The following is a 24,381-nucleotide window of genomic DNA, read 5'->3' on the forward strand; positions in this document are numbered from 1 at the left end:
CGGTCAGTCGAGGGTGGGGCCTGCGGTGTCGTTGACCCACGTCCAGGCGGACCAGGTGGCGAAGCCGGTCTGCCATCGGTGGAAGGTGCCGGCGTGGCTGGTGCCGAAGATCTCCATGCGGCCGTCGGCGTTGGCGGCGGCGGTGACTTCGGTGCCGCCGGTCCCGAAGGCCGCCCAGTCGCTGTAGGGGGCGTTGACGGCGCTCTGCCACATGTGCATGGCGGTGCCGCCGTTCATGGCGAAGACCTCGACGCGGCCGTCGGGGGTGCGTTCGCTGGTGAGCTGCGCGTCGGCGGGGCCGCCGGTGGGCTCCCAGTCGGACCAACTGGCAGGGCTGGTCTGGTACTTGTGGAACACGCCGACCGGGCCGGACGCGAAGACCTCCAGACGTCCGTCGGCGTTGTGGTCGACGGTCAGGTCGCGTCCGCCGCCGCCGAAAGTACCCCACGGGGACCAGCCGCCGTTGGGAGCCGTCTGGTACCGGTGCTCGAAGGTGCTGCCGTTGAGGGCGAAGACCTCCAGGCGTCCGTCGGGTGCCTTCCCCATCTCCACGCGGCTGTCGGCGGGGCCGCCGCCCGTGGGCTCCCACTCCGACCAGCCGCCGTTCGGCGCGACTTGGTACTTGTGGAACAGCCCGACCGGGCCGGACGCGTAGACCTCGATGCGGCCGTCGGCGTTGACACCGGCCGCGGTGTCCCGGCCGCCACCGCCGAAGGTCTCCCAGGCCGACCAGCCGCCGGACGGGCTCGTCTGCCAGCGGTGCTGGAAGGTGTTCCCGTTGAGGGCGAACAGCTCCAGGCGGCCGTCGGCGTTGGGCGCGAGCGCGAGTTCCGCGTTGCCGGGCCCGCCGAGGGCTTCCCAGGCCGACCAGTCGCCGTTGGCTTCCCGCTGCCAGGCGTGGTGGACGCCGTCGGCTCCCGCGGCGAACACCTCGAGGCGCCCGTCCGCCGACCGCGCCGACACGACCCGGCCCGACTCCGCCGGATACACCAGCGGCCGGGGCCGCGGGCCGCTGCCCGGGGTGCAGGGCAGGACGACGCCACGCTCCGCGAGGTAGTCCTCGGGGTCGATGCCGTACGTGGCGGACCGGTCTCCCCAGATCCGCAGATGGAGGTGGGGCCCGGTGGAGTTGCCCTCGGAGCCCATCAGGGCGATCTGCTGGCCGGCCACGACGTGGTCGCCGACGGAGACGTCCCGCCGGGACATGTGCCCGTACTCGGAGATCCTTCCGTCCGGGTGCTGGACGCGGATCCACTGGCCGTAGTCCCCGGTGTAGCCGGAGATGGTCACCTCGCCGTCGCCCACGGCGTAGATCGGCGTCCCGACGTCGTTGGCGATGTCGACGCCGTTGTGACGGCTGTGGAAGTGCTGGGACACGAAACCGGCGGCCGGACAGGCCGCGGTGGCAGCGGCGGCCGGAGCCGCGGCCGCCGGCGCGGGTGCCAGGGGCAGCAGCAGGGCGGCTGTCGCCGCGAGAACACAGGCCTGTGCGCGTCGGGAAAGACCACGAAGCACGAAACCCTCCTTACCCATGAGGCCGAGCGGCCGGGAGGTAGGGAAGGTAGCAACGAGCGGGCGCCGGGGGACCCCGGAAGATGACGGACTGACAGGCGGGCGCACTTCGGCTAGGAACCGTCGCTTCATGGCGTCATCTCGCCACACCGTGCACCGGCGGCATCATCGGGATTTCATCGCTCCTCCTTAGCGTGGCCGCGTTCGGGCGACGGCCCGCCGACAAGGGAAGGACGGAGCGATGGCGTGGAGGAGACGCGGATCGAGGCTGCCGGTGGCGGTCACGGCCGCGGTGGCGGTGGTGAGCACGATGGCGGCCACCGGTTCGGCGGCCACGGGAGCGGCCGCCGCCGGACCGGGGCCGGACAGGCCGACGATCCGTTACACCGAGTACGGGATACCGCACATCATCGCCTCCAACTGGGAGGACCTGGGAACCGGCTACGGATACGCGGCGGCCAAGGACAACATCTGCACGCTGGCGGACACCTATCTGATGGTCAACGCCCAGAGGTCCCGCTATCTGGGTCCCGACGGCAGGGCGAGCCCCGGCCAGGACCAGAACACCACGTCCAACCTCAACAGCGACCTGTACTTCCAGCGGATCAAGGACAACCGCGTGGTGGAACGGCTGCTCGACCAGCCGGCCCCCAACGGGCCGGAGCCGGAGGTCAAGGAGGCCATCCGCGGGTACGTCCAGGGATACAACAGGTACCTGTCCGAGACGGGCGTGAACGACCTCTCCGACCCGGCCTGCCGCGGCGCGGCCTGGGTACGGCCCATCACGGAACTGGACGTCTACCGGCACGCGCACGCCGAGATCATCATGGGCAGCGCCGATGCGCTGCTCGACGGCCAGGTGAACGCCGCACCCCCGGGCGCCCCGGCCGCGGGAGCCGCGTCTCGGGGAGCCCGGGCCGCGGCGCCGCGCGCCTCCTCACCCGCCGAGACCGCGAAGAAGATACGCGACGCGATGACGGTGAGCCGTCAACAGGGCATGGGCAGCAACGCGTTGGCGGTGGGCTCGCAGGGCGTGTCCGGGGGCACCGGCATGCTGCTGGCCAACCCGCACTTTCCGTGGCAGGGCAAGAACCGGATGTGGCAGAGCCAGCTGACGATCCCGGGGAAGGTCAACGTCTCCGGAGCGAGCCTGCTCGGATTCCCGGCGGTGAACATCGGTTACAACGAGAACGTCGCCTGGAGCCACACGGTCGCCACCGTAGCTCCGTTCGGGCTGTTCGACGTGCAGGTCGATCCGCTGAACCCGACCAAGTACCTGGTCGACGGCGCGTGGGAGCAGATGACCTCGCAGCAGGTCGGCGTCGACGTACGGAACGCGGACGGCACCCTCGGCAGGGTCACCAGGACGCTGTGGTCCACCCGTTACGGCCCGATCACCACCTCGGTGCAGGGCGTCCCGCTGCCCTGGGTGGTCAGCGCGCACGCGGTGCGCGATGTGAACATGCACAACCTGCGGGCGCTGAACACCTGGTTCCGCCTCGACCAGGCCAAGGACGTCCACGACGTGGTGAACACCCTGGAGACCACGCAGGGCGTCCCCTTCTTCAACACCGTCGCCTCCGACCGCAAGGGCAACGCGCTGTACGCGGACATCCAGGCCACCCCGAACATCACCGACGAGCACGCCCGGTCGTGCCTCACCATGACCGGTCAGCTGCTGTTCAACCCGGGGCTGCGGCCGTCGAACGTGCCGCCCGTCTCCATCTTCGACGGCAAGCGCAGCGCGTGCGACTGGCCCGACGACCCCAACGCGGTCGCGCCGGGCCTCATGGACCCGCACCAGCAGCCCCGCCTGATCCGGTCCGACTTCGTGGGCAACGCCAACGACAGCGCCTGGCTGGCCAACCCCGAGCAGCCGCTGTCCTTCCCCCAGGTGATGGGCGACACGGTGACGCCCCGGTCGCTGCGCACCCAGGAGCTGATCCTGACCGCACGGAACCGGATCAACGGCACCGACGGCCTGCCGGGCAAGGGCTTCACACCGCAGACCATGGGGAAGCTGCTCTTCGCCGACAACAGCAGGGCGGCCGACCTGGCCCTCAACGCCACCGTGACGGCCTGCCGGAACACACCCTTCGGGCTCGTCCTGGTGGACGGCAACCTGGTCAACGTGAGCGAGGCCTGCCCGATCCTGGACGCCTGGAAGACCCACGACTACACAGCGGACAGCAGGGGATCCTGGCTGTTCGCGAACTACTGGGTCCGCCTGCTCGGCGGGCAGTCGATCGACAAACTGCCGTGGCGGGTCGCCTTCGACCCCAAGGACCCGGTCCACACGCCCAACTCGCTGGACTCCGGCAACTCCGCCGTCCGCGACGCCCTCGTCCGGGCGGTGCACGCGCTGCGCACGGCGGGCATTCCACTGAACGCCCCGCTGTCGGACGTCCAGAAGGTCACCCGTGGCGGTGAACAGATCCCGATCCACGGCTCCTTGCACCAACTGGGCGTGCTGAACGTGATCACGCCCGGCCAGGTCGACGGACAGCTGGACATCGTCTTCGGGTCCAGCTTTATCCAGCAGGTGCGGTTCACCTCCGACGGCCCGCCCGAGGCGTACTCCGTCATGGCCTACTCCCAGTCGGCCAACCCGAACTCGCCGCACTACGCCGACCAGACCAAGCTGTTCTCGGCCGGCCAGTGGGTGACCGAGCGGTTCACCGAGGAACAGATCGCGGCGTCACCGGAACTGCGCACCAAGGTCCTGGACTGACCAAGCCGACGACCATGCCGATGACCAAGCCAAACAACCCATGAGGGGCACACCGTGACGAGGAGAGCGAACTGGTGGCGACTGGCGGTGGCGTGGATGCTCGCCGCCGTGGCCGTGGTCGCGCCGACGGGTTCGGCCGGGGCCGCCGACGGCGGCACCGCGCCGCCACCGATGCGGAACGGGTTCGGCCTGACCCAGGTCGGCACGCCGACGGGGACCGCCACCACCTTCCACCTCACCGTGACCACACCCGAGGTCGCGGGCGAGCAGCACATCAAGATCATTCTGCCTCGCGGCTACTACGACGACCCCGCCAGGCGCTATCCGGTGCTGTACTTCCTGCACGGCTCGCCCGACGACCCGGTCCAGCAGAACTACCCGGCCCTGGGCATGTCCGACTCGATGATCACCGTCATCCCGGACGGCGGCGCTCGCGGCTGGTACGCCAACTGGCTCAACCAGAAGACCGCGGCCGGTGCCCAGAACTGGGAGAACTTCCACCTCAAGCAGGTGATCCCGTTCATCGACGCGAACCTGCGGACCATCGCCACCAAGAAGGCGCGGGCCATCGCCGGCGTCTCCATGGGCGGGTTCGGGGCCTTCCACTACGCCCAGGTCCGTCCCGACCTGTTCAGCCACACCGCCTCCCTGTCGGGAGACATCGACCTGTCGGTCAGGTCCATGGACCTGCGGCTGGCCGTCGTCGCCTCCCTCATCGACGCGGCCGGCGCGATCTGCGGCTCGGCGTCCGGAGCCTGTGACCCCAACGACTCCCCGTACAAGCCCGCTGTGGACAGCGACGCCGCGTTCGGCTCGCCCTACCCGGTGTTCAACGCCGACTGGCGGTGGAACGAGGTCGACCCGTCCCAGCACATGGACAGGCTCGCCAAGGGCGGAGTGGGGGTCTCCGTCTACGTGGGCGACGGAGGCGGATCGCCCCTCGAACCCGAGTTCTGGGTCGCGGGCGCGGCCAAGAACGTCAAGGCCGCCATGGACGCCCTGGGCATGTCCTACTACTACGTCAACTACGGCGACGGTTCCGGCTGGGGCACCCAGTGCAACGGCGGCCACAACGCCGGCTGCTGGGAAGAGGACCTCCGGGACCTGATTCCCCGGCTGGAGAGGTCCTTCGCCTCCTGAACGACCCGGCAGGGCCCTGACCGACCGGACAGGGCCCTGCCGGACGGCACCTAGGACTTGTCCGGTCGATCAGGCTGCTCGTTAGGCTGGCGCCGAGGGAGGGCGTGATGGGTGCCGTGGGGATGAGCCGGACTGAAGCGGTCGCGCTCGTGCAGCGGATCATGGATGCGGACTATGCGTCCGAGGACGAGGCGGACGGGTGGATGGACAGGCTCGACAGAGCCCTGGCCTGTCCATCCGGCCACGTCAGCGGCCGTCCGCACTCAGGTGGAGGTTGCTGGTGAACCCGCCGCGCGAGCGGCCCAGGCCCTCGCCTCTCGGACCGCGTCCCGCCTGCCCCATGAGTGTCAACACGGAGTGGCCGTCTGTGGCCAGTTGGATCCCTGCCAACTGGCCGCCCATTGGGGTTTCAACTGGTCACTGACAGCTCGTGCGGGATCCGACTCGTCACTGCCCCGGCTCACCACGCGGCCCGGACCGTACTGTGCTTCGCACCACAGCCTCCTTGAAGGTCGCCGCGGGGCGTCCTGTCAGGACGCACCTGCGCGGACGGTCGTCGGCGTGAGTGAACTGGACGACACCGTCACGCCGGCCAAGGCTGATGTTGGTGAAGGTGTAACCGATCCGGACGGGCCCGGGTTCCCGGCCTGTCAGCCGAGCTGCAATGACGTCGGCTACACCACGGCCCATGGGCAGGGCTGCCTGGCAGGACATTCGGCTTGGTGCTCCGCCCACCGACATCGCGGCCGCCGCGTCGCCGACGGCGTACACGTCAGGGTGCGAGACCGAGCGCAGGGTGGCGTCGACGAGCATCCGGCCGCTCTCATCCGTCGCGATTCCCGCCGCGCGCGCCAGCTCCGGTGCCTTGAATCCGGTGGTCCACACGACTGCGTCAGCGGCGAACGGCGCGTTGTAGCGGGTGTCCAAGCCGTCCTCCCGCACCGCTCGGACCAGGGTCTTCGGATGAACCGAGACGCCCAGCCGGTTGAGAGCGCGCCGCAGGTGGGTCTGGGAGCGCGGCGCGAGACCGGATCCCACATCATCGGCACTGGTGAACAGCCGAACTCGCAGCGCGGGGTAACTCTCGGCCAGTTCCGAGGCGGTTTCCAGTCCGGTCAGCCCTGCGCCGACCACCGCGACAGTGCCGCCTGACGCGATCTCGGCAATCCTGTGCCGCAATCGTGTCGCCTGCTCGAGATCGGCGACAGCGTATGCGTGCTCAACCGCCCCCGGGACATCGTCGAGCCGTGCCTGGCTGCCCACCGCGTACACCAGGGTGTCATAGCCGATCACGCGGGGCTCTACGTCCATACACACGGTCCGGCCAGTGGTGTCGATCGCGGTCACGCGTCCGACGACCAGCTGGACGGATGCGCCGCCGAGCTGTTGCCGCAGCGGCAGGGCCGCCAGTCGCTGCCCGGTGGCCAGCTGGTGGAGCCGGACCCGTTCGATGAACCTGTCCGAGGCGTTGACCAGGGTGATGGTGACATCGCTGTGGCGCAGCGTGCGGGCGAGGCGCTTGGCCGCCAGCAGACCGGCGTAACCGGCGCCCACGACGACGATGCGATGACTCATGGCATGACTTCCTTCAAGACTTCAAGACTTCAAGACTTCGGACTGCGGGCGGCTTCGGCGCCGCCTCGGACGATCGGTTGCCGCGCATCGGCGTCAGGCCGCGGATCTGGCTACGGCGACCGCCCAGGCGATGTACAGGACGTTCACCGCCAGCCGAGCCACCGCACCGACCGGCCGCTCCAGCAGCTTGGGCCGGTCCGGGCGCGCGCGGCGCAGCGCGTCCACGTGGGACACCAAGTAACAGGCGATCAGGACGGCGGCGGACCAGGCCCCCACCTGCCTGCCGCTCGGAACCAGCACCAGCGCACCCACCACGACCTCCGCCGCGCCACTGACGGCGACGATGAGCCGCTCCCGGCCGAGCCATGCGGGTACCAGCATGCGGAAGTAACCGGGGGCCAGAAAGTGCGCGACCCCGGTGCCGGCCAGGAACATCGCCAAGGCAACCGAAGCGATAACGTGCATGGCACGATGATCCGTTCACCTCGTGCCTGGGCACTTGAACAAAACGATCGCCGCATCGTCTTCGCCTCCGGCCCCGAGGCGACGATGTTCGCCGAGTCCCGCCCGTTCCGTGTCGCCCAGCACCGGCTGCCCGCGTGGAAAGCCGTGCTGCCGATCGGCGGCCACGCCGAACTCCTACAGCCGGGGCGGCCCATGGTGGCGGCGCCCGGGCTCGTCGTTCCGCCCCAGCTGGCCCACACCTGTGGGGCGACCTCTCCCTACATCGCCCTGTTCGTCGACTCCTGGCTGCTGCCCTCCCGACCGGGGCCGATACGGCTCGGTGCAGGCGAGGTCCGCCGCCTGCTCGCCGCGCTCGGCACCCCTGATTCCGACGGCCCCGGCACCTGCGTGGACCTGGCCGCCGGATACGCCGAGCTACGGACACTCGCCGGGCGCCCCTCCCCACTCGACCCGAGAGTCGCCCACGCCGTCCATCTGTGCACGTGGCACGATCCGGACATCCCCATCACCTCCATCGCCATGGAGGTCGGTCTGTCCGCCCCCCGGCTGCGCGCCCTGGCCCGGCAGGACCTGGGCATCACGCTTGCGCGCTTACGCCGATGGGGCCGGCTCCGCACCGCGATCAACGACCTGCCGCACTCGACCGCCGCCCTGGCCGCAGCCACCGCAGGCTTCGCCGACCAGGCCCACCTCACCCGTACTGCGCGGGACTTCATCGGGCGTACGCCTGCCTCTCTGCGACGCGCTGAAGCCTAGGGGGGACTGGCCGCGTCCAGACGTAAGACGTACGCCGGCACTCGACAGCATCCGGCCTTCACACCGGTGCGGGAGAGGCAGCCATCCGGCGCCGGTAGTAGTGCACTGTGACCGCGCCCAGCAGCGGACCCCAGAAGAGCAACGGTGCGTAGACGATGTTGAGCAGCCACATGCCCCAGGTGGTGGCTTCCATGTCTGCGTTGAGCGACGTGTAGACGAACAGTGCGCCAAAGACAGTCGTGGCCAGCGCGCCGAGCCCCGCCACGCCGGTCCCCAGCATGACTGGGACTCGGCGTCCGCGTAGACAGGGGATCCAACGCGGCCATGTCTCGCCCCAGCTCTGCACCAGCCCAAGGGTGAGGAACGCGAAGACCTCGGAGATCAGACTGAGGCCGACGAGGACCAACGATCCCAGGCCAGGCGCCCCCATCTGATCGTATTCGGATTGCGCCAGCCCGACAGGGACACCGACGGCAATGGCCACCCGCCAAAGCGCCGAGGGCACGTTGGTCAATGCGGCGCCCACCGCGGCGAGCCGGGCCCAGCGCGGCACATGGGGTAATACATTCACTTTCGGCATGTGAACCAGGCTCGTCGATGGGGCGGTTACCCACATCGGCCTGCGGTTTCATCCCTTCTCCCCCGCGCGGCGTAACTAGGACCTGTCCAGCATGCGGCCGGCGCCCGCACCGTCTCGCCTCCGGCCCCGGGATCAAAGGGGGCCGAAGCAGTGGAACACCAGGACGAGACGCCGTGGCGGGGTCTCGTCGCCCGCCTGGTGGAGGTGGTGCTGGAGGCGAGGGTCTGGGCCGTTCGCGCGGCGGGTTCACCAGCAAGCTCCACCTGAGCGTGGACGGCCGCTGCCGCCCGCTGTCCCTGATCGTCACTCCAGGTCAGCGGGCGGACTGCACCCAGTTCAAGCCGGTCCTGGAGAAGATCCGAGTGCCCAGACCTGGCCCGGGACGACCACGCAAGAAGCCCGACAGCCTCGCGGCCGACAAGGCCTACAGCAACGGCCCCATCCGCGAGTACCTGCGGCGGCGGGGTATCCGCCACCATTCCGGAGAAGACTGACAGCCAGGCCGCCCGCCTGCGCAAAGGCCCACGTGGCGGACAGCCACCAGGATTCGTCGAGGAGCGGTACAAGAAGCGCAACACCGTCGAACGTGTGATCAACCGTCTGAAGCAGTCCCGGGCGGTTGCCACGCGATACGACAAGCGCCTCTACGTGTTCCTTGGCACCGCCACAGCAGCAGCCATCGCTATCTGGCTTCGAACTTGATCGACCGGACAGGTCCTAGTCGACCGCGGGGCCGGAATCGTTCAGCCAGCCCCATTCCGACCACGTGGCGAACCCGGTCTGCCACCGGTGGTAGACACCCGCGTGGCTGGTACCGAACACCTCGATACGGCCGTCGGCGTTGTTGGCCGCCCCGATCTCGCTGCCGCCGCCACCGAAGGTCTCCCACGGCGCGTACGCCGCGTTGGGGGCGGTCTGCCAGGCGTGGCTCGCGCCGGCGGCGTTGATCGCGAACACCTCGACCCGGCCGTCGACCGACCGCGAGGTGGTCAGCTCGGCGTTGGCGAGCCCGCCGGTGCCCGTCCACTCCGACCACGAGGTCGGGCTGGTCTGCCAGCGGTGGAACACGCCGTTGGCGTTGGAGGCGAACACCTCGAGCCTGCCGTCCTGGTTGTAGCCGGTGGCGACGTCGTGTCCGCCGCCGCCGAAGTTCTCCCAGGCGGACCAGCCGCCGTTGACGCCGGTCTGGTACAGGTGCCCGAACGTCGCGTCCGACAGCGCGAAGACCTCGAGTCGTCCATCGGGTGCGGTCTCCATGGCGAGGCGCGCGTTGGCCGGGCCGCCGCCGACGCCTGCCCAGGCGGCCCAGCCGCCGCTGGGCGCGGTCTGCCAGCGGTGGAAGACGCCGTTGGCGTTGGAGGCGAACACCTCGATACGGCCGTCGGCGTTGTTGCCCGCCGCCAGTCGGTACCCGCCGGTGCCGAAGTTCTCCCACGCGGACCAGCCCGCACTGGGCCCGGTCTGCCACATGTGCTCGAACGTGCTGTCCGACAGCGCGAACAGCTCCAGCCTGCCGTCCGCGTTGGACGCCACCGCCAGCTCCGCGTCGCGCGGTCCGCCCGCGAACCGCCACTGCGACCAGGCGCCGTTCACCGTCGTCTGCCACGCGTGGTACACGCCGTCCTCACCCGCGGCGAAGGCCTCCAGCCGCCCGTCCGCGGACCGCCCGGACACCACCCGGCCGGAGGCGTACGGGTGCTTGGGGCCGCCGCCCGTGCCGGACCACAGCGCGTTGGCGATGACTATCGCGTCGTCCGCCTCGATCCCGTACAGGTGGCGCAGGTCCTCCCTCGGGCGCTGGACGTTCCAGCACACGTCGCCGATCGCCACGTTGTTCCACGAGCCGCCCGGGTACTGCCGTTCCATCGCGTCGAGGAAGGCGTTGGTGGCGTAGGTCGGGTTCAGGCGCTGCTCCCGGGTGCCCCACCAGTCCTGCTGCTGGAACAGCCCGAGGCTGGTGTGGTCGACGGCCTGGGAGTAGTTGTTCATGCTGCTCTCGACGATGATCGTGGCGATGGCGATCGCCGCGGCCCTCGGGTTGAGCCCCCGGTCCTTCACCGCCTGCGTGACCATCCGCGCGCAGGACATCTTGTAGGCGTTCAGGTAGCCGGCCATCTTCGCGCGCAGCTGCGGGTTGAGCTGATCGGCCATGACGCCGTCGGTGGCCGACGGGCCGGCCGGATCACACGGCACGGTCGGAATGGCGAAGCCCTGTGGGCCACTGAAGTACCGGGAGACGCCGGACCGGTCGTCGCCCGGGTCCGGGACGGGCCCGGGGCGGGCGACGGCGGCCGAGGCGGTCATCCCGAGGACCAACGCCCATATGCCGGCCAGGACGGCCAGTCTGGTGAACACGGTGAACACGCGGTATAAGCCGGTTCTTGCCACGGTGTGCCTTTCCGTTACGGAGTGGGGGTGCGGGGTGCGGTACGCGGAGTCCAGCCGACCGGCCGATGCTTCTTCACCGGCGGCGGGCGGCCGACGGTAGAGGGCGCCGATGAAATACCGATGGAACCGGCCCGCGTCCCCGCCGCGTTGGTGCCGGAGCCGTCCCCTCCACCCGGGCCGTGCGCGTTTCATCGGGATGTCATCGGCTGCTGCCAAGGTCGTCCGGTAACCGCGGCCGACCGCGTACCGCATCGGAAGAGCGGGCGCGGAGGCCGACTACATGGGGAGGATCGAATGCGGGCGAAAAGGTTCGCGGCCGCGTTGGCGGGTCTCGTGCTGACGGCCGGGCTCTCGGTGGCACAGGGATCCACGGCGCAAGCGGCGGCTCCGTGTGAGGGCACCTACACGATCGTCGTCGGCGGCACGGGAAGCTCGTGGAACAACGACGGCTTCACCGGCAACATCCAGCAGCACGTGGGGTATCCCACCCAGATCCCCAACGGCGCGAGCGCCCGGGCGGGCGTCAACGAGCTGAACCGGCTCGTACGCGACCAGCGCGCCGCGTGCCCGGGGCAGCACGTCAAGATGGGCGGGTACTCACTGGGCGCGGCGGTGGTGCACATCTGGGTCACCGAGAACTGGCAGACGTTCAAGAACGTCAACGCCATCCTCATCTCGGACCCCAAGCGACAGGGTCCTCCCGGGGCCAACGGCGGAGCCGTGCCGTTCGGCGGCTTCGTCGGCGCCCCGCTCGCCGGCGCCGACCGGTTCTTCGGCGACGTGCCGGTCAAGACGATCTGCCACTGGGACTACGTCTGCGACGAGTCCGCCGGCATCTGGACCTACCCGAACAACCACGTCAAGAACTACCCCCACGACTTCAACATGGACCACCACAACGACAGCGCCAACGAGGAGTGGTACAACGGCGCCTGGCACCCCGCCTCCTGGTGACCACGGAGACTCGCGGGCCGGGCGCGTAGCCGCATGCTTCACCATCTGTCATCGGCCGGGAGGACCGGCTGCCGGCAGGTGGTGACGCGCCTGCGCCGTTCGCGGACCCCGCGAGAGGCGCGCGGCCGAGGGGGAGGGGATGAGTCCGAGGCCGGATTCGTCGCCGCGCAGGATCATCTGGTGCGTCCCCCGCAGCATCCGGCTCGGAGGAACGCCCAGGTCGTCGGCGAGACGGCGGCGGGCGCGGTCGAACACGGCCAGCGCGTCGGCCTGGCGGCCGTTGCGGTACAGCGCCCGCATCAGCAGGGCGGCCAACGGCTCGTTCAGGGGGTGCGCCGCGGACAGGGCGAACAGCTCGGCGATCGCCTCCGCGTCCTGGCCCAGCCGCAGCTGCCCCTCCACCTTCCGCTGCACGAGGTAGAGCCGGCGCTCGGTGAGCCGCAGCCGCTCCAGTTCGGCGAGCGGCCCGGGCAGACCCGCCAGCGGCCCCCCGCGGAACAGCTCCAGCGCCTCGGCGCACAGGCGGACCGCCTCGGCCGGTTCACCCGCCTGATCGGCCGTCCCGATGGCGGTGACCAGTTTCTCCAGACGCGCCACGTCCACGTCGACCGCCCCGGGGACCAGCCGGTAGCCACGCCGGGCGTACTCGATGACCGCATCCGGGCCGTCCCCGCCGCGCAGGGCCTTGCGCAACCGGTAGACGTACACCGGCACCACGTTCGCGGCCGGCGGTTCCATGCCCCACACGTCGTCGAGGAGTTCCTGCTGACTGAGCCCGCGCTCCGGGCACAGGGCCAGCGTCGCCAGTACGGCTTGCTGGCGCGGGTGCCCCAGGTCCAGGGGCCGACCGTCCCGCCACGCCTGCAGCGGTCCGAGCAAGGAGATCCGTACCGTCGGCCCGGCCGCCTCGCCGGCGGCGGCCCGCGGCACCGGTCGCACCGACGGTGTGCGGGGGCCGCGCCCGGGGGCGACCAGGCCGCAGTCGAAGGCGTGGACGATGGCGGCGGCCCGGTCGCGCAGTCCGAGCTTCGCGAGGATCCGCGCGAGGTGTGCGGCCACGGCGTCCTCGCGGAGGCCCAGGGCGCCGGCGATCTCGTCGTCCCGCAGGCCGCAGCCGACGGCGGCGAGCACCTCGCGCTCCCGATGTCCGAGGGCGGTGGCGGTGGCGGTGGGGCGTTGGGTGGTGGCGGTCGTCGACATCGCTGCTCCCCGGGCTCCGGACGGGTCGGTCTGGCGGGCGTCGACAAGGTAGTGCGGGGAGCACCGGGCACGGCATCCGGAAGGATCCGGAGTGACACGGGCGAGCGGAACACCGGGGGCGGGCCACGAAGGGCTCGGATCACCGGTGTTCTGCGCGTCAGGGCGTGGGGGAGCAGGTGAAACCGTCCGCGGAGTCGGGGCTTGCGGTGCCCGTGAACCGCGGCCAGGACGGGTAGGCGCACAGCGGCCGGGTCCGGCCGTTCGCCGCGGGGTTGGCGTCGCTGACGACCGGCCGCAGGGGAGCGGTGCCCTTCTCCACCCACTGCTCCAGGGCGCTCAGCGAGTCCCAGCTCGCCGCGAAGGAGGCGTCGATGTTGACGTGGTTGGCGCCGGGCACGAGGTAGAGCCGGGCGAAGTCGCGGGTGGCGTGCTTGCCCATGCGCTTCTGTACGCGGTGGAAGTAGTCGACCGTGGAGCGGTGGCTGACGAGCTCGTCCGCCGTGCCGTGCAGCATGAGCAGCTTGCCGCCGGCCTCGGCGAAGGGGCGCAGGTCGGGGTTGTTGACGTCCTGCTGCGCCGAGAGCTCGCTGATGCGCTGCTGCCAGGCGCCGGGGCGGCGGGGGTCCAGGGCCAGGGAGTCGTACGCGGGGTCGCGGGTGACGAAGTACCGCACCCACTGGTCCCAGAACTGCACGCCGTAACCGCTGTTCTTCGGCATCGGGTGGCCGGGCGGCTCGGAGCCCATGCCCAGCAGGGGCGTCGACATGTCGGCACCGGAGAGGAAGGGGAAGCCGGGGTAGCCGGTCTCGCCGCTGGCGAGGCGGTAGCGCCAGCGCAGCGGCGAGGACAGGGCCGCTACGGCGCGGATCTGGGCGTCCGAAAGACAGGTGTCCGCGGTGTCCAGGTCCTGCGGGCAGCGCAACGTGCGCGGGTTGAAGTGGCAGCCGCGTTCGTGGGAGACGACGCCGTCGCGGAGACCGTCGTCGCCGTCGCAGGCCGCGACCACGGCGCGGTGCAGCAGCTGCTGCTCGGCGGTGCCGAGGAAGGCTCCGGGCCGGGAGAGGACCTGCGCTTCGTAGCCGAAGAAGAGGTCGAGGCTCGCGGCGTTCCAGGCCGGGTAGGCGGCGATGACGCCGTCGAAGTCCGTGGGCCAGCGCTGGGCCACGGCGAGCGCCTCCCGCCCGCCGCTCGATCCGCCGGCGAAGTAGCTGTGCACGGGAGCACCACTCTTGTAGTGCGCGCGCATGAGGAAGCGCGCGGTGTCGCTGGTCTTCTTCAGGGCGTCGCCGGCGAAATTGCGTACCGCTTCGTCGTTGACGCCGAAGGACCCGTCCAGCGAGGGGGTCGGCTTGAAGCCGGGTGCGGCCTGGTGTCCGGAGTCGCTCGCGAAGGTGGCGTACCCGCGGCTCAGCGGGCGGGGCCGGTCGGTCGGGCCGAACGGGACGTTTCCGGTGACATCGGGGATGGTCCCGTCGTAGCCCCCGCCGCCGAACATCATCGCCTTCCCGTTCCACCGCTCGGGCAGGGCGACCCGCATCCTGACGTCGGGGGCCCGCGGATCCACCGGGTGGATGGCGGCGTCCACACGGCAGTAGGCGCCGGTCGCGGCGGCACCGCTGCCGGCCGCGGGGACCGGTTGCGCGGCGGTCACCTCGCCGCCCGTGGTGGGCAGACCGATCGAGGAGGCGGGGATCCGCAGCCCGAGCAGATCGCCGCACACCGCGGGGGCGGGCGCTGCGGCCGCGGTGGGCGCGATGGGTGCGGCGGGCGGCGAGACGCCGCTGACCAGAGTGAACGCGAGTCCTGACACTGCGACGATCTTTTTCATGGGGTCTCCACCTGTGCGCCTGAGGTGCGGGCGCACAGGCTATGGAGCCCGCTCTCCAGGGGACTATGGCCTGGGCACACACTTGTGCTGCTCGCGTGGTGTGGGGCCCCTCAGGGCGCGTCCCAGGTGACCGGCAGCCGGTGCACTCCGTAGATGTTCATGTCGGTGCGCAGCGGCACCTCTTCGGCCGGCACGTCGAGGCGCAGGGTGGGGAACCGCCTCAGCAGCGCGGGCAGGGCCACCGTCAGTTCGACACGGGCCAGTTGCTGGCCCAGGCACTGGTGGATGCCGTGTCCGAAGCCCAGGTGTCCGGTGGCCGCGCGGCGCAGGTCGAGGGCGTCCGGGTCGGGGAACTTCTCCGGGTCCCGGTTGGCGGCTTCGAGGGAGAGGGTGACGGTGTCGCCGGCCGCTATCGTGAGGCCGTCCAGCTCGACGTCCTCCAGCGCGGTCTTCACGGTGGTGTGGGCGACCGTCAGGTAGCGCAGCAGTTCTTCGACGGCCCGCGGGGCGAGATCGCGATCCGTGCGCAGGGCCTCGGCCTGGGCCGGGTTGGTGAGCAGCGCGAACGTACCGTGGGCGATCATGTTCGCGGTGGTGTCGAGCCCGGCGGCGAGGAGGAAGCCCCCGATGCCGACCAGCTCCTCGTCGGTGAGGTCCGAGTCCTGGGCCAGGTCGCCGAGCAGGTCGTCGGAGGGGGTGGCGCGCTTGGCGGTGACCAACTCGCCCATGTACTCCTGGAGTCCGACGAAGGCGGCGTACCGTTCCTCGGGCGTCACGTCCTGGGTCATGATCGTGTCGGCGTGCTGCTGGAAGCGCTCCCGGTCGGCGTAGGGCACACCGAGGAGCTCGCAGATCATCAGTGCGGGGATGGGACGGGCGTACGCCTCGACCAGGTCGGTGCCCGGCCCCTTGCGCTCCATCGCGTCCAGGTGCTCGGCGGTGATCTCCTGCACCCGCTCGGTGAGCAGGCGCATGCGGCGGACGGTGAACTTGCCCATCAGCAGCCGCCGGAAGCGGGTGTGCTCGGGGGCGTCCATGCCGGTCATGTCGCCGACGGGCGCGGGCGGCAGGGGGCCCTCGGGCCCGCCGGGGAAGGGGTAGTGCATCAGCTCGTACCGCGAGCTGAAGCGCGGGTCGCCCAGGATCGAGCGGACCGCGGAGTATCCGGTGGCGAGCCAGCCGACGTGCCCGTCGGGGTAGGTCATCCGGGCCAGCGGCCTCTCCTCGCGCACCTCCGCGAGTCCGGCCGGCGGGTCGAAGGGGCAGCGGGCAGTGCGTTGTGTGGACAGGGTGACGGGGTCGGTGGCGTCCGTGGCGTCGGGTCGGGCGGACGGTTCGTGCTGCATGGTGTGGCCTCCGTGACGGGTGCAGGGAAGAGGGTGTCTTTCCGAGGGTGCTTTCCGAGGGGTCAGGCGCGTCGGATGACGATGTCGCCGACGCCGGTACGGGCATGGATCTCGACGGTCTCGTCGGAGGCGCCGGGCCCTTCGGCGGCGCCGAGCGCGTTGCGGACCGCGCCGACCTTGCAGCTGACGTCCAGCCAGGCCGCCGTGGCGGCGCGGACGCCGACCTCCACGTCGCCGACGGCGGTGTGGAGGTCGATCACGCCGCGCGCCACCTGCTGCACGCTGATCGCTCCGTTGGCGGACTTGGCCTCGACGGAGGCGTGCGCGATGCCGACCGTGATGCGGCCGTTGGAGGAGTTGGCCTTCAGCTCGCCGGTGATCTCGCCGATCTCGGTCTCGCCGTTTCCGTTCCTGACGGTCGCCGCTCCCACGATCTCGCCGATCTCGACGCGGCCGGCCCCGCGGATCTCGGCATCGCCCACCGCCCGGTCGACGCGGATGCGGCCGTGTTCGGTCCGCAGGTTCACGGTGGACGCCTCGTCGAGCCGGATGTCGCCGAGCGAGGTCTTGATGCGGCACTCGCCGAGCGGTCCCTCGCCGGTGTAGTCGCCGATGGGGGAGGTGCCGCGGACGCGTGATCCGGCCGGCAGCTCGATGATCACGTCGATCGATCCGCTCCTGCCGAACAGGGAGCGCCTCTTGGGTCCTCTGAGGGAGAGGGTGCCGTCCGCATACGTGACCTCGGTCTGCTGCGCGGCCCGTACGTCGGCGTCGTCGGCGCCGTTGCTCGGCAGCACCTCGACGACCGTGTCCCCGCGCTTGCTCGCGGTGAGCCGCACCTCGCCGACGTCGAACTCGAGGACCGCCGTGATGGGCCCGGAGGTGTCGTAAGAAGGCATGGCTGGTCCGTCCTCTTGGCTCTGGAAGGTGTTTCCGCAGGTGGTGCGGTACGCGTGAAGGGGGAGGCGAGGGGCTCCGGCTAGCGGACCCAGCCCCGGTAGCTCTGGCCGCGGCGGGGGGTACGGGCGGCCGGCCGGTCCGGTCCGGAGTCCGGTTCGAGGGCGAGGGCCACGGCCCGGACGAGCCAGGCGTTGACCGACAGGCCCTCGCGGCCGGCCGCCTCCTCGACCCGGGCCTTCAGCGGCGCCGGGAGCCGGAAGTTGATCCGGGCCGTGCCCCCTCCTTCCTCGCCGTCCCCCGGGGAGGACGCCATTGGCGCCATTGGCGCCATTGGCGCCATTGGCGCCACTGGTGCCACTGGTGGTGCCATCGGTGGCGCCAGGTTGGCCTCCTCCTCCCCGGGGAGCTCGGCGGCGGGCGGTGCCGTCACCACGAACTCGGGGTCGAGCCCCCGCAGGCGGACGTCCACCGAGCCCGGGGCCAGCTCGCGGGTGATCTCGTCCGAGGCGGCGGAGAGCGCGTTCAGCAGGGTCAGCCGGGCGGCCGACTCCAGGGGCGCGGTGAGCCGCTCGGCCAGGGCGCGGGCCTCGTCCCCGCCGGCGTTCGCGGCGACCGCGAGCTCCCGGCGGAGGTGGTCGACGTAGGGGGTCAGGTCCATGGACGCCATAGTGGCACCACTGTGGCGCCATGAGAAGGGGTTATGGCGCCATTCGCTGCTGGATGGCGTCAAAGGGCTGTCATCGTGGCGCGTTTCCGGTGGGGCGGCACGAGATAGTTGAATATGATTATCATCTGCTAGGGTCCGGTTCTGCGTTCTGTACGTCACCCGGTCCGACGGAGATGGAAAAGTCCCGTGCACACCCGTAAGTCCCTGCCCCTCCTCTCCGTGGCGATTGGCTCCGCCCTGCTCCTGACGACGGGTTGCTTCGCACCCGGCGCCGCGTCCGGCGGGGCCGGAAGCGGGGACAAGCGCATCCGGGTGGTGATGATGCAACCGCCGCGCTCGGGCCTCTCGCCGCTCAGTGACGACGCCTTCAAGCTGTCTCGGTGGAGCACCGCCGAGACGCTGGTCACCCTCGACGCCAACGGCGACCCGCGGCCCGCCCTCGCCGAGACGTGGCGGCGGGCGGGCGACCGAGCCTGGTCCTTCACCCTCCGCTCGGACGTGACCTTCCACGACGGCAGCGCCCTCACCGCCGAGGACGTGGTGCGCTCGCTCACCAAGGCCTCCCAGGCCGCGCCGAAGCCCCGCATCCTCGACGGCGTCGACCTCACCGTCACCGCCGAGGGCGACACCGTCACGGTCACCACCGCGGCGGCGGACCCCCTGCTTCCGCAGCGGCTCTCCTCACCGCAGCTGTCGATCCTCGCCGCCAAGGCGTACCGGGGCAGGACGGTGAACCCCGTCGGCGCCGGCACCGGCGCCTTCGTCCTCAAGCGCGTGAACGGAACCAGCTCCGCCACGCTCGACCGCAACGACGACTACTGGGGCGGCAGGCCCAAGGCAGCGGGCATCGACGTGCGGTTCGTACCGGACGGCACGGCACGCGCGGCCGCGCTGCGCAGCGGTGAGGCCGACATCGTCGAGTCCGTGCCGGTCTCGCAGGCGGCCCTGCTCGACGAGGACCAGATCACCGAAGTGCCCATGCCGCGCACCAACACCCTCTACCTCAACACCCGCCGCGGCGCCTTCACCGACCCCGCGCTGCGCGCCGCCGCCCGTACGGCCATCGACGCGCGGCCCCTCGTCGACGGCGTGTACGAGGGCCGCGCGGACGTCGCCGACGGCCTGCTCGGCCCCGCCATCCCCTGGGCGAAGGAGCGCGCCGGCCGCACCCGCCCCGCCACGCCGGCGAACCCGGCGGGCAGGACCGTCACGCTCGGCACCTTCACCGACCGCGCCGAGCTCCCCGAGGTGGCCGCCGCGCTCCAGCAGCAGCTCCAGAAAGCCGGTTTCACGGTGAAGCTGGAGATACGCGAGTACGCCGCCATCGAATCCGACGCCCTCGCCGGGAAGTTCGACGCCTTCATCCTGTCCCGGGCCACCGTCCTCGACTCCGGCGATCCCGCCGCGTACCTCTACAGCGACTTCGCGAGCGACGGCTCCTTCAACCTCTCCCAGCTCGCCGACCCGAGCGTCGACAAGGCGCTGGAGAAGGCGGCGAAGGCGCCCGCCGGCGCCGCGCGCCGCTCCGCGATCCTGGCCGCGGAGACCGCGGTCCTCAACACCGACGCCGCGATCCCGATGCTGCACGAGCGAGTCGTCCAGGGCGACGCCCCGCACGTCGTGGACTCGGCGAAGGACCCCCGCGAGCGCCTGCTGGTCACCCCCGGCACGTACGTCAGGTGAGCGGCGGCATGAAGACCGCGCTCGCCCGGACGGCCGCGCTCGCCGCCGTCCTCGTCACCCTCGGGCTGCTGCCGTGGCTGTCCGGCAGGGACGCGGCCCTCAGCGTGCTGCGCGCCCGCTCCGCCGAACAGGAGCCGACCGAGGAGGCTCTGGCCGCCATCCGCGACGACCTGCGCCTCGGCTCGGGGCCGCTGACCCTGCTGGGGCGCTGGGCGGGCGGGCTGCTCCGTGGTGACCTCGGCACCTCCTGGGTCTCCGGCACCGACGTGCTGCCGTCGGTCGCCTCCGGACTCGGCGTGTCGCTGGGGCTGATGGGCGCGTCGCTGGCCGTGGCGCTGCTGGTGGCCGCCGTGCTCTGCACGGCGACGGTGGTACGCGGGGCGCGCGGCACACGACGCCGCGGCTCCGGGGGAGCGGCCGCCGCGATGCTCGCCTCCGTGCCCGAGTTCCTGCTCGCGACGGTCGGTCTGATCGTCGCCGGCGTCTGGCTGGGCCTGCTGCCGACGTCCGGCTGGCAGGGCCCGTCGTCCATGGTGCTGCCCGCGCTCGCCATGGGGCTGCCCGCCGGCGGGCTGCTCGGCCGGCTCGTGGACGACGCGCTGCCCGCCGTGTTCGGCGAGCGCTGGGTGGAGCTGTGGCGGGCGTCGGGCGTCTCCGCGCGGCGCCTGGCGTGTGGGGCGCTGCGCCGGGCCGTGCCCGCGATCGCGCCGCAGTTCGGCCTGGTCGCGGTCGGGCTGACCGGCGGCGCGGTCGCCGTGGAGACCGTCTTCGCGGTGCCCGGCATCGGCCGTACGGCCCTCGGCGCCGCCAAGGCCCAGGACCTGCCGCTGCTTCAGGGCGCCGTCCTCGCCCTGCTCCTGCTCGGCCTCGCGGCCGGCGCCGTCGCCCACCTCGTACGCGTACGGCTCCTCGGGCCCGGCCTGCGGGACGCCGCCCTCGCGCTGCCGGCCCCGCCGCGGGCCCCGGCGGGCCGGGCGGCGCGGGCCGTGCCCGTGGTGCTCGCGGGCGTCCTGCTGGCGGTCGTCGGGTGGGGCCTGCTGCGCGACCCGTACGCCGTCGACGTCACGGCGCGGCTGGCCGCCCCCTCCGGGGCGCACCCGTTCGGCACCGACGGGCTCGGCCGGGACGTGCTCGCGCGGCTCGGGCACGGCGCCGCGGCGACCGTCGGCGTGGCGCTGGCGGTGTGCCTGATCAGCTACCTCTTCGCCGTCGCGATCGGCTTCCTGCCGGCCCTGTCCGCCGGGGTGGCCGACATCGCCAACGCCCTGCCGCCCGTCATCGTCGGCATCCTCGTCGCCGCGGCCCTCGGCCCCGGCACGGCCGGTGCGTCCGTCGCCGTCGCGTCGGTCTCCTGGCCACCGCTGGCCGCGCACGCCTCCGCCCTGGTCGAGGAGGTCCGGGCGAGCGGATTCCTCACCGCCCAGAAGGCGATCGGCGCCACGCCGCGCTGGATCCTGACCCGGCACGTCCTGCCCGCCGTGGCCGGGCCCGTGGCCCGCCACGCGGTGCTGCGGCTGCCCGGGATCGCCCTGGCCCTCGCCTCGCTCGGCTTCCTGGGCCTCGGTGCCCAGGCACCCGCCCCCGAATGGGGACTGCTCCTCGACGAGTCGCGGGCGTACGTCGAGCGCGCTCCCTGGGCGGCCCTCGCCCCGGCGGGCGCCCTGGCCCTGCTGGCCGGCTTCGCGGTCTCGCTCTCCTCCGCGACGGGCTTCTCCGGGACCACGGCGGCCGTACGACGTGCCGGGGCGGTGGCATCATGACCGGCCGCCCCGTCCTGCTCTCCGTGCGCGACCTGTGCGTCGAGTTCCCCGCCGTGGCCGCCGTCCGCGGGGTGTCCTTCGACGTACGGGAGGGCGAAGTGCTCGCCCTGGTCGGCGAGTCGGGGGCGGGCAAGTCCCTCACCGCCCGCACCCTCCTCGGCATGGCACCGCACACCGCGCGCGTCACCGGCAGCGTCCGCCTGCGCGACCGGGAGCTCCTCGGCGCGCCGCGGTCGCCGTACGCCGGGCTCCGGGGGCGGCACATCGCCCTCGTACCGCAGGACGCGCTCGGGGTGCTCAGCCCCGCCCACACCGTCGGCGACCAACTGGCCGCGGCCGTGCGCTCGGTGCGCGGACTCGACCGGCGCCGGGCGCGGGCCGCGGCGGTCGCCGCCCTGGACCGCGTGGGCATCCCGGACGCGGACCGGCGGGCGAAGGCGTACCCGCACGAGTACTCCGGCGGGATGCGGCAGCGTGCCGTCATCGCGATGGCCATGATCAACGAACCTGAGCTCGTCGTCGCCGACGAGCCGACCACCGCCCTCGACCCCGCCGTACAGGAACAGGTCCTCGGCGTCCTCGCGTCGCTGCGGGAAGCCACCGGCGCGGCGATGGTGCTGGTCACGCACGACCTCTCCGTCGTCGCCGCGCACGCCGACCGGGTCCTGGTGCTGTACGCCGGGCGGCCCGTGGAGTCCGGCCCGGTCGAGCGGGTGCTCACGCGGCCGCGCGCCCCGTACACCGCCGGGCTGCTCGCCTCCCTGCCACCCGACGAGCCGGTCACGGACCGCAGGCTCCCCGCCATCGGCGGCGCCCCGCCCTCACCGGCGGAGCTCGCGCACCTCACCGGCTGCGCCTTCGCCCCGCGCTGCCCCCTGGCGGCGGGGCACGAACGGTGCCGTACGCGTGAACCGGAGCCCGTCGCGGTCGGCGAGGCCGGACACCTGGTCTCCTGCCACCGGTGGCAGGACACCCCCGACGTGCCCACCCTCGCGCGGGACCTGCGCCGGGAGAGGGGTGCCGCATGAGCGCCTTGCTCGCCGTACGGGACCTGACGGTCCGCCACCGCGGCCGTACGCGGCGCTCCGCGCCGGTGCTCGCGGTCGACCGGGTCTCCTTCGAGGTGTCCGCCGGGGAGACCCTGGCGCTGATCGGCGCCTCGGGCTCCGGGAAGTCCAGCACGGCGGCCGCGGTCCTCATGCTGCGCCGGCCCGACGGGGGCGAGGTGTGGTTCGACGGGCGCGAACTGACCGCGCTCGACGAGACCGCGCTGCGGCCCCTGCGCCCCGCGTTCCAGCCGGTGTTCCAGGACCCGTACGGCTCGCTGAGCCCGCGCCTGCGCGTGCGCGACGCGGTGGCCGAACCGCTGCGCGTCCAGGGGCGGTGGGACGCCGGGACCGGCCCGCGCCGGGTGGCCGACCTGTTGGAGACGGTGGGGCTCGACCCCCGGCTCGGCGACCGGCTGCCGCACGAGCTGTCCGGCGGCCAGTGCCAACGCGTCGGCATCGCCCGGGCCCTGGCGAGCGAGCCGCGCCTGCTCGTGCTCGACGAGCCGCTGTCCGCGCTCGACCCGTCCGTGCGGGCGGGGATCCTGAATCTCCTCGCCGACCTCCAGGACCGGCTGGGACTCGCGTACCTCCTCATCTGCCACGACCTCGCCGTCGTACGCCACTTCGCCCACCGGGTGGCGGTCCTGCACGACGGCCGGATCGTGGAGACGGTGCCCGCGTCCGACCTGTACGAGCCGGCCGGCCTCCATCCACGCACACGCGAGCTGCTCGGCCCCACAAGACACCCCCTAGCCCCGGGAGCGCGACCATGACGTCCACCTGGACCCTCGGCCCGCTGCGCGCCGAGCCCGGTACCAAGGCCCGTGGCCCGGTGGCGGCGGACCTCTCCACGGTGACCGTGGACATCCCGGTGACCCTGGTGAACGGTGCGCGTCCGGGCCCGCGCGTGGTGATCACGGCGGGCATGCACGGGGGAGAGTTCACCGGCATCGACGCGGCCACCCGGCTCGCGGCGCTGCTCGACCCCGCCGAGGTCACCGGGCAGGTACTCGTCTGCCCGGTCGCCAACCCGCCGGCCGTGTACCACGGACGCCTCGGCGTCTCCCCGCTCGACGGCGTGAACATCAACCGGGTCTTCCCCGGCGACGCGCGGGGCGGCCCCACCGAGCGGCTGGCGGCCTGGCACACCGCACACCTCGTCAGTGGCGCGGACGCGTACGTCGACCTGCACTCCGGCGGCATCGACGAGACGCTGCGCGACTTCGTCGGCTACCGGCTCACCGGCGATCCGGTCCTCGACGCGAAGACCCGCGCGCTGGCCCACGCCCTCGGGGTCGAGGACGTGATCCTCGGCCGGGACGCGAGCGGCGGCAACAGCCACGCGGCCGCCGCCCGCCGGGGCGTTCCGGCGGTCCTCGTCGAGACCGGCCGGCTCGGCGAGCGCGACCCGGCCACCGCACACCGCCTGGTCGAGGGCCTGTACGCGCTGCTGCGCGAGGCGCGTGCGCTGGACGGGCCGCCACCGACGAGCACGGCGCCCGCAACGGAATGGGTCTGGGCCGGAGCCGTCGCCGCGCAGACCACCGGCCTGTGGTACCCCGCCTTCACCGCCGGGGACGACGTGACGGAGGGCCAGGTCATCGGCCGGATCACCGACCCGGCCGACGGCCGCGACAGCGACGTTCTCGCCCCGGCGACCGGCCGCGTCTTCTACGGCATGCACGGCCTGACCGTCGCCTCCGGCGCCGAACTGGCCGCGATCGCGCGGCCGTTGCCGTAACGGACCGCTTCCTGCGCCTCTCGGGTCACAAAGGCCGACACGCGCCCTACTCCTCGCCCCGCCCCTCTCGTAACGTCGTCGCCGTTTGAAGTGGTCGTGGCAAACG

General features: G+C 72.1%; 19 protein-coding genes and 2 pseudogenes. 11 read left to right on the forward strand and 10 right to left on the reverse strand.

The window, feature by feature from the left end; genetic code table 11:
• Positions 1–3 precede the first annotated feature (3 nt).
• On the reverse strand, positions 4–1,515 hold the full coding sequence (locus ACIRNI_RS16790) for a peptidoglycan DD-metalloendopeptidase family protein (RefSeq protein ID WP_403552149.1): 1,512 nt from the start codon (positions 1,513–1,515) through the stop codon (positions 4–6).
• 238 nt (positions 1,516–1,753) lie between these two features.
• On the opposite strand from ACIRNI_RS16790, the gene ACIRNI_RS16795 reads away from it, so the two are divergent.
• From ACIRNI_RS16795 to ACIRNI_RS16805, 3 genes and pseudogenes are all read left to right on the forward strand, one after another.
• The gene (locus tag ACIRNI_RS16795) at positions 1,754–4,243 is read left to right on the forward strand and encodes a penicillin acylase family protein (protein ID WP_403552150.1); all 2,490 of its coding nucleotides are present in this window, start codon (positions 1,754–1,756) and stop codon (positions 4,241–4,243) included.
• A gap of 96 nt (positions 4,244–4,339) precedes the next feature.
• Positions 4,340–5,383 carry an alpha/beta hydrolase gene (locus ACIRNI_RS16800; protein WP_403552217.1) on the forward strand — a complete coding sequence of 348 codons (1,044 nt, stop codon included), beginning with the start codon at positions 4,340–4,342 and terminating at the stop codon, positions 5,381–5,383.
• Positions 5,384–5,490: 107 nt separating this feature from the next.
• Positions 5,491–5,634, forward strand: a pseudogene (locus ACIRNI_RS16805) (e9imm peptide); the annotation flags it as partial.
• Positions 5,635–5,830: 196 nt separating this feature from the next.
• Here the strand turns inward: ACIRNI_RS16805 and ACIRNI_RS16810 are convergent.
• Together ACIRNI_RS16810 and ACIRNI_RS16815 are read right to left on the reverse strand one after the other, a co-directional pair.
• Positions 5,831–6,958: an NAD(P)/FAD-dependent oxidoreductase gene (locus tag ACIRNI_RS16810; RefSeq protein WP_403552151.1), complete on the reverse strand. Its 1,128-nt coding sequence runs from the start codon at positions 6,956–6,958 to the stop codon at positions 5,831–5,833.
• A gap of 93 nt (positions 6,959–7,051) precedes the next feature.
• Positions 7,052–7,423 carry a MauE/DoxX family redox-associated membrane protein gene (locus ACIRNI_RS16815; RefSeq protein WP_403552152.1) on the reverse strand — a complete coding sequence of 124 codons (372 nt, stop codon included), beginning with the start codon at positions 7,421–7,423 and terminating at the stop codon, positions 7,052–7,054.
• Positions 7,424–7,429: 6 nt separating this feature from the next.
• Here ACIRNI_RS16815 and ACIRNI_RS16820 point away from each other — a divergent pair, with 6 nt between their 5' ends.
• Positions 7,430–8,179 carry a helix-turn-helix domain-containing protein gene (locus ACIRNI_RS16820; protein ID WP_403552153.1) on the forward strand — a complete coding sequence of 250 codons (750 nt, stop codon included), beginning with the start codon at positions 7,430–7,432 and terminating at the stop codon, positions 8,177–8,179.
• A 58-nt stretch (positions 8,180–8,237) separates the two neighbouring features.
• Here ACIRNI_RS16820 and ACIRNI_RS16825 read toward each other — a convergent pair whose 3' ends face one another.
• On the reverse strand, positions 8,238–8,759 hold the full coding sequence (locus ACIRNI_RS16825) for a hypothetical protein (protein ID WP_403552154.1): 522 nt from the start codon (positions 8,757–8,759) through the stop codon (positions 8,238–8,240).
• A 218-nt stretch (positions 8,760–8,977) separates the two neighbouring features.
• Between ACIRNI_RS16825 and ACIRNI_RS16830 the strand changes: the two are divergent.
• A pseudogene (locus tag ACIRNI_RS16830) lies at positions 8,978–9,461 on the forward strand (IS5 family transposase); the annotation flags it as partial.
• Between the two features lie 15 nt (positions 9,462–9,476).
• Here ACIRNI_RS16830 and ACIRNI_RS16835 read toward each other — a convergent pair.
• Entirely contained in the window at positions 9,477–11,147 is a 1,671-nt protein-coding gene (locus ACIRNI_RS16835; RefSeq protein ID WP_403552155.1) for a peptidase M23, read from the reverse strand.
• Between the two features lie 294 nt (positions 11,148–11,441).
• On the opposite strand from ACIRNI_RS16835, the gene ACIRNI_RS16840 reads away from it, so the two are divergent.
• Entirely contained in the window at positions 11,442–12,101 is a 660-nt protein-coding gene (locus tag ACIRNI_RS16840; RefSeq protein WP_403552156.1) for a cutinase family protein, read from the forward strand.
• Between the two features lie 48 nt (positions 12,102–12,149).
• Here ACIRNI_RS16840 and ACIRNI_RS16845 read toward each other — a convergent pair whose 3' ends face one another.
• The 5 genes from ACIRNI_RS16845 to ACIRNI_RS16865 all read right to left on the reverse strand — a co-directional run bounded on the left by ACIRNI_RS16845 (position 12,150) and on the right by ACIRNI_RS16865 (position 18,033).
• Positions 12,150–13,301 carry a BTAD domain-containing putative transcriptional regulator gene (locus tag ACIRNI_RS16845; protein WP_403552157.1) on the reverse strand — a complete coding sequence of 384 codons (1,152 nt, stop codon included), beginning with the start codon at positions 13,299–13,301 and terminating at the stop codon, positions 12,150–12,152.
• 157 nt (positions 13,302–13,458) lie between these two features.
• Positions 13,459–15,111, reverse strand: coding sequence for a tannase/feruloyl esterase family alpha/beta hydrolase (locus ACIRNI_RS16850; RefSeq protein ID WP_403552158.1), 1,653 nt, complete (start codon positions 15,109–15,111; stop codon positions 13,459–13,461).
• Between the two features lie 128 nt (positions 15,112–15,239).
• Positions 15,240–16,475, reverse strand: coding sequence for a cytochrome P450 (locus ACIRNI_RS16855; protein ID WP_403552159.1), 1,236 nt, complete (start codon positions 16,473–16,475; stop codon positions 15,240–15,242).
• Positions 16,476–16,537: 62 nt separating this feature from the next.
• On the reverse strand, positions 16,538–17,374 hold the full coding sequence (locus ACIRNI_RS16860) for a DUF4097 family beta strand repeat-containing protein (protein ID WP_403552160.1): 837 nt from the start codon (positions 17,372–17,374) through the stop codon (positions 16,538–16,540).
• Positions 17,375–17,454: 80 nt separating this feature from the next.
• Entirely contained in the window at positions 17,455–18,033 is a 579-nt protein-coding gene (locus ACIRNI_RS16865) for a hypothetical protein (protein ID WP_403552161.1), read from the reverse strand.
• A gap of 195 nt (positions 18,034–18,228) precedes the next feature.
• Here ACIRNI_RS16865 and ACIRNI_RS16870 point away from each other — a divergent pair, with 195 nt between their 5' ends.
• From ACIRNI_RS16870 to ACIRNI_RS16890, 5 genes are read left to right on the forward strand one after another with little or no spacing between them, the layout of a single operon-like run.
• A complete protein-coding gene (locus tag ACIRNI_RS16870; protein WP_403552162.1) occupies positions 18,229–19,725 on the forward strand; it encodes an ABC transporter substrate-binding protein in 1,497 nt (498 codons plus the stop codon).
• Between the two features lie 8 nt (positions 19,726–19,733).
• On the forward strand, positions 19,734–21,485 hold the full coding sequence (locus ACIRNI_RS16875; RefSeq protein ID WP_403552163.1) for an ABC transporter permease subunit: 1,752 nt from the start codon (positions 19,734–19,736) through the stop codon (positions 21,483–21,485).
• Positions 21,482–22,513, forward strand: coding sequence for an ABC transporter ATP-binding protein (locus ACIRNI_RS16880; protein ID WP_403552164.1), 1,032 nt, complete (start codon positions 21,482–21,484; stop codon positions 22,511–22,513). Before ACIRNI_RS16875 ends, ACIRNI_RS16880 begins: the two co-directional genes overlap by 4 nt.
• A complete protein-coding gene (locus tag ACIRNI_RS16885) occupies positions 22,510–23,307 on the forward strand; it encodes an ATP-binding cassette domain-containing protein (protein ID WP_403552165.1) in 798 nt (265 codons plus the stop codon). Before ACIRNI_RS16880 ends, ACIRNI_RS16885 begins: the two co-directional genes overlap by 4 nt.
• Positions 23,304–24,275 carry a succinylglutamate desuccinylase/aspartoacylase family protein gene (locus tag ACIRNI_RS16890; RefSeq protein WP_403552166.1) on the forward strand — a complete coding sequence of 324 codons (972 nt, stop codon included), beginning with the start codon at positions 23,304–23,306 and terminating at the stop codon, positions 24,273–24,275. The genes ACIRNI_RS16885 and ACIRNI_RS16890 overlap by 4 nt, the downstream gene beginning before the upstream one ends.
• Positions 24,276–24,381 lie beyond the last annotated feature (106 nt).

This window comes from Streptomyces sp. NPDC093546 (assembly GCF_044765045.1).
Classification (GTDB): domain Bacteria; phylum Actinomycetota; class Actinomycetes; order Streptomycetales; family Streptomycetaceae; genus Streptomyces.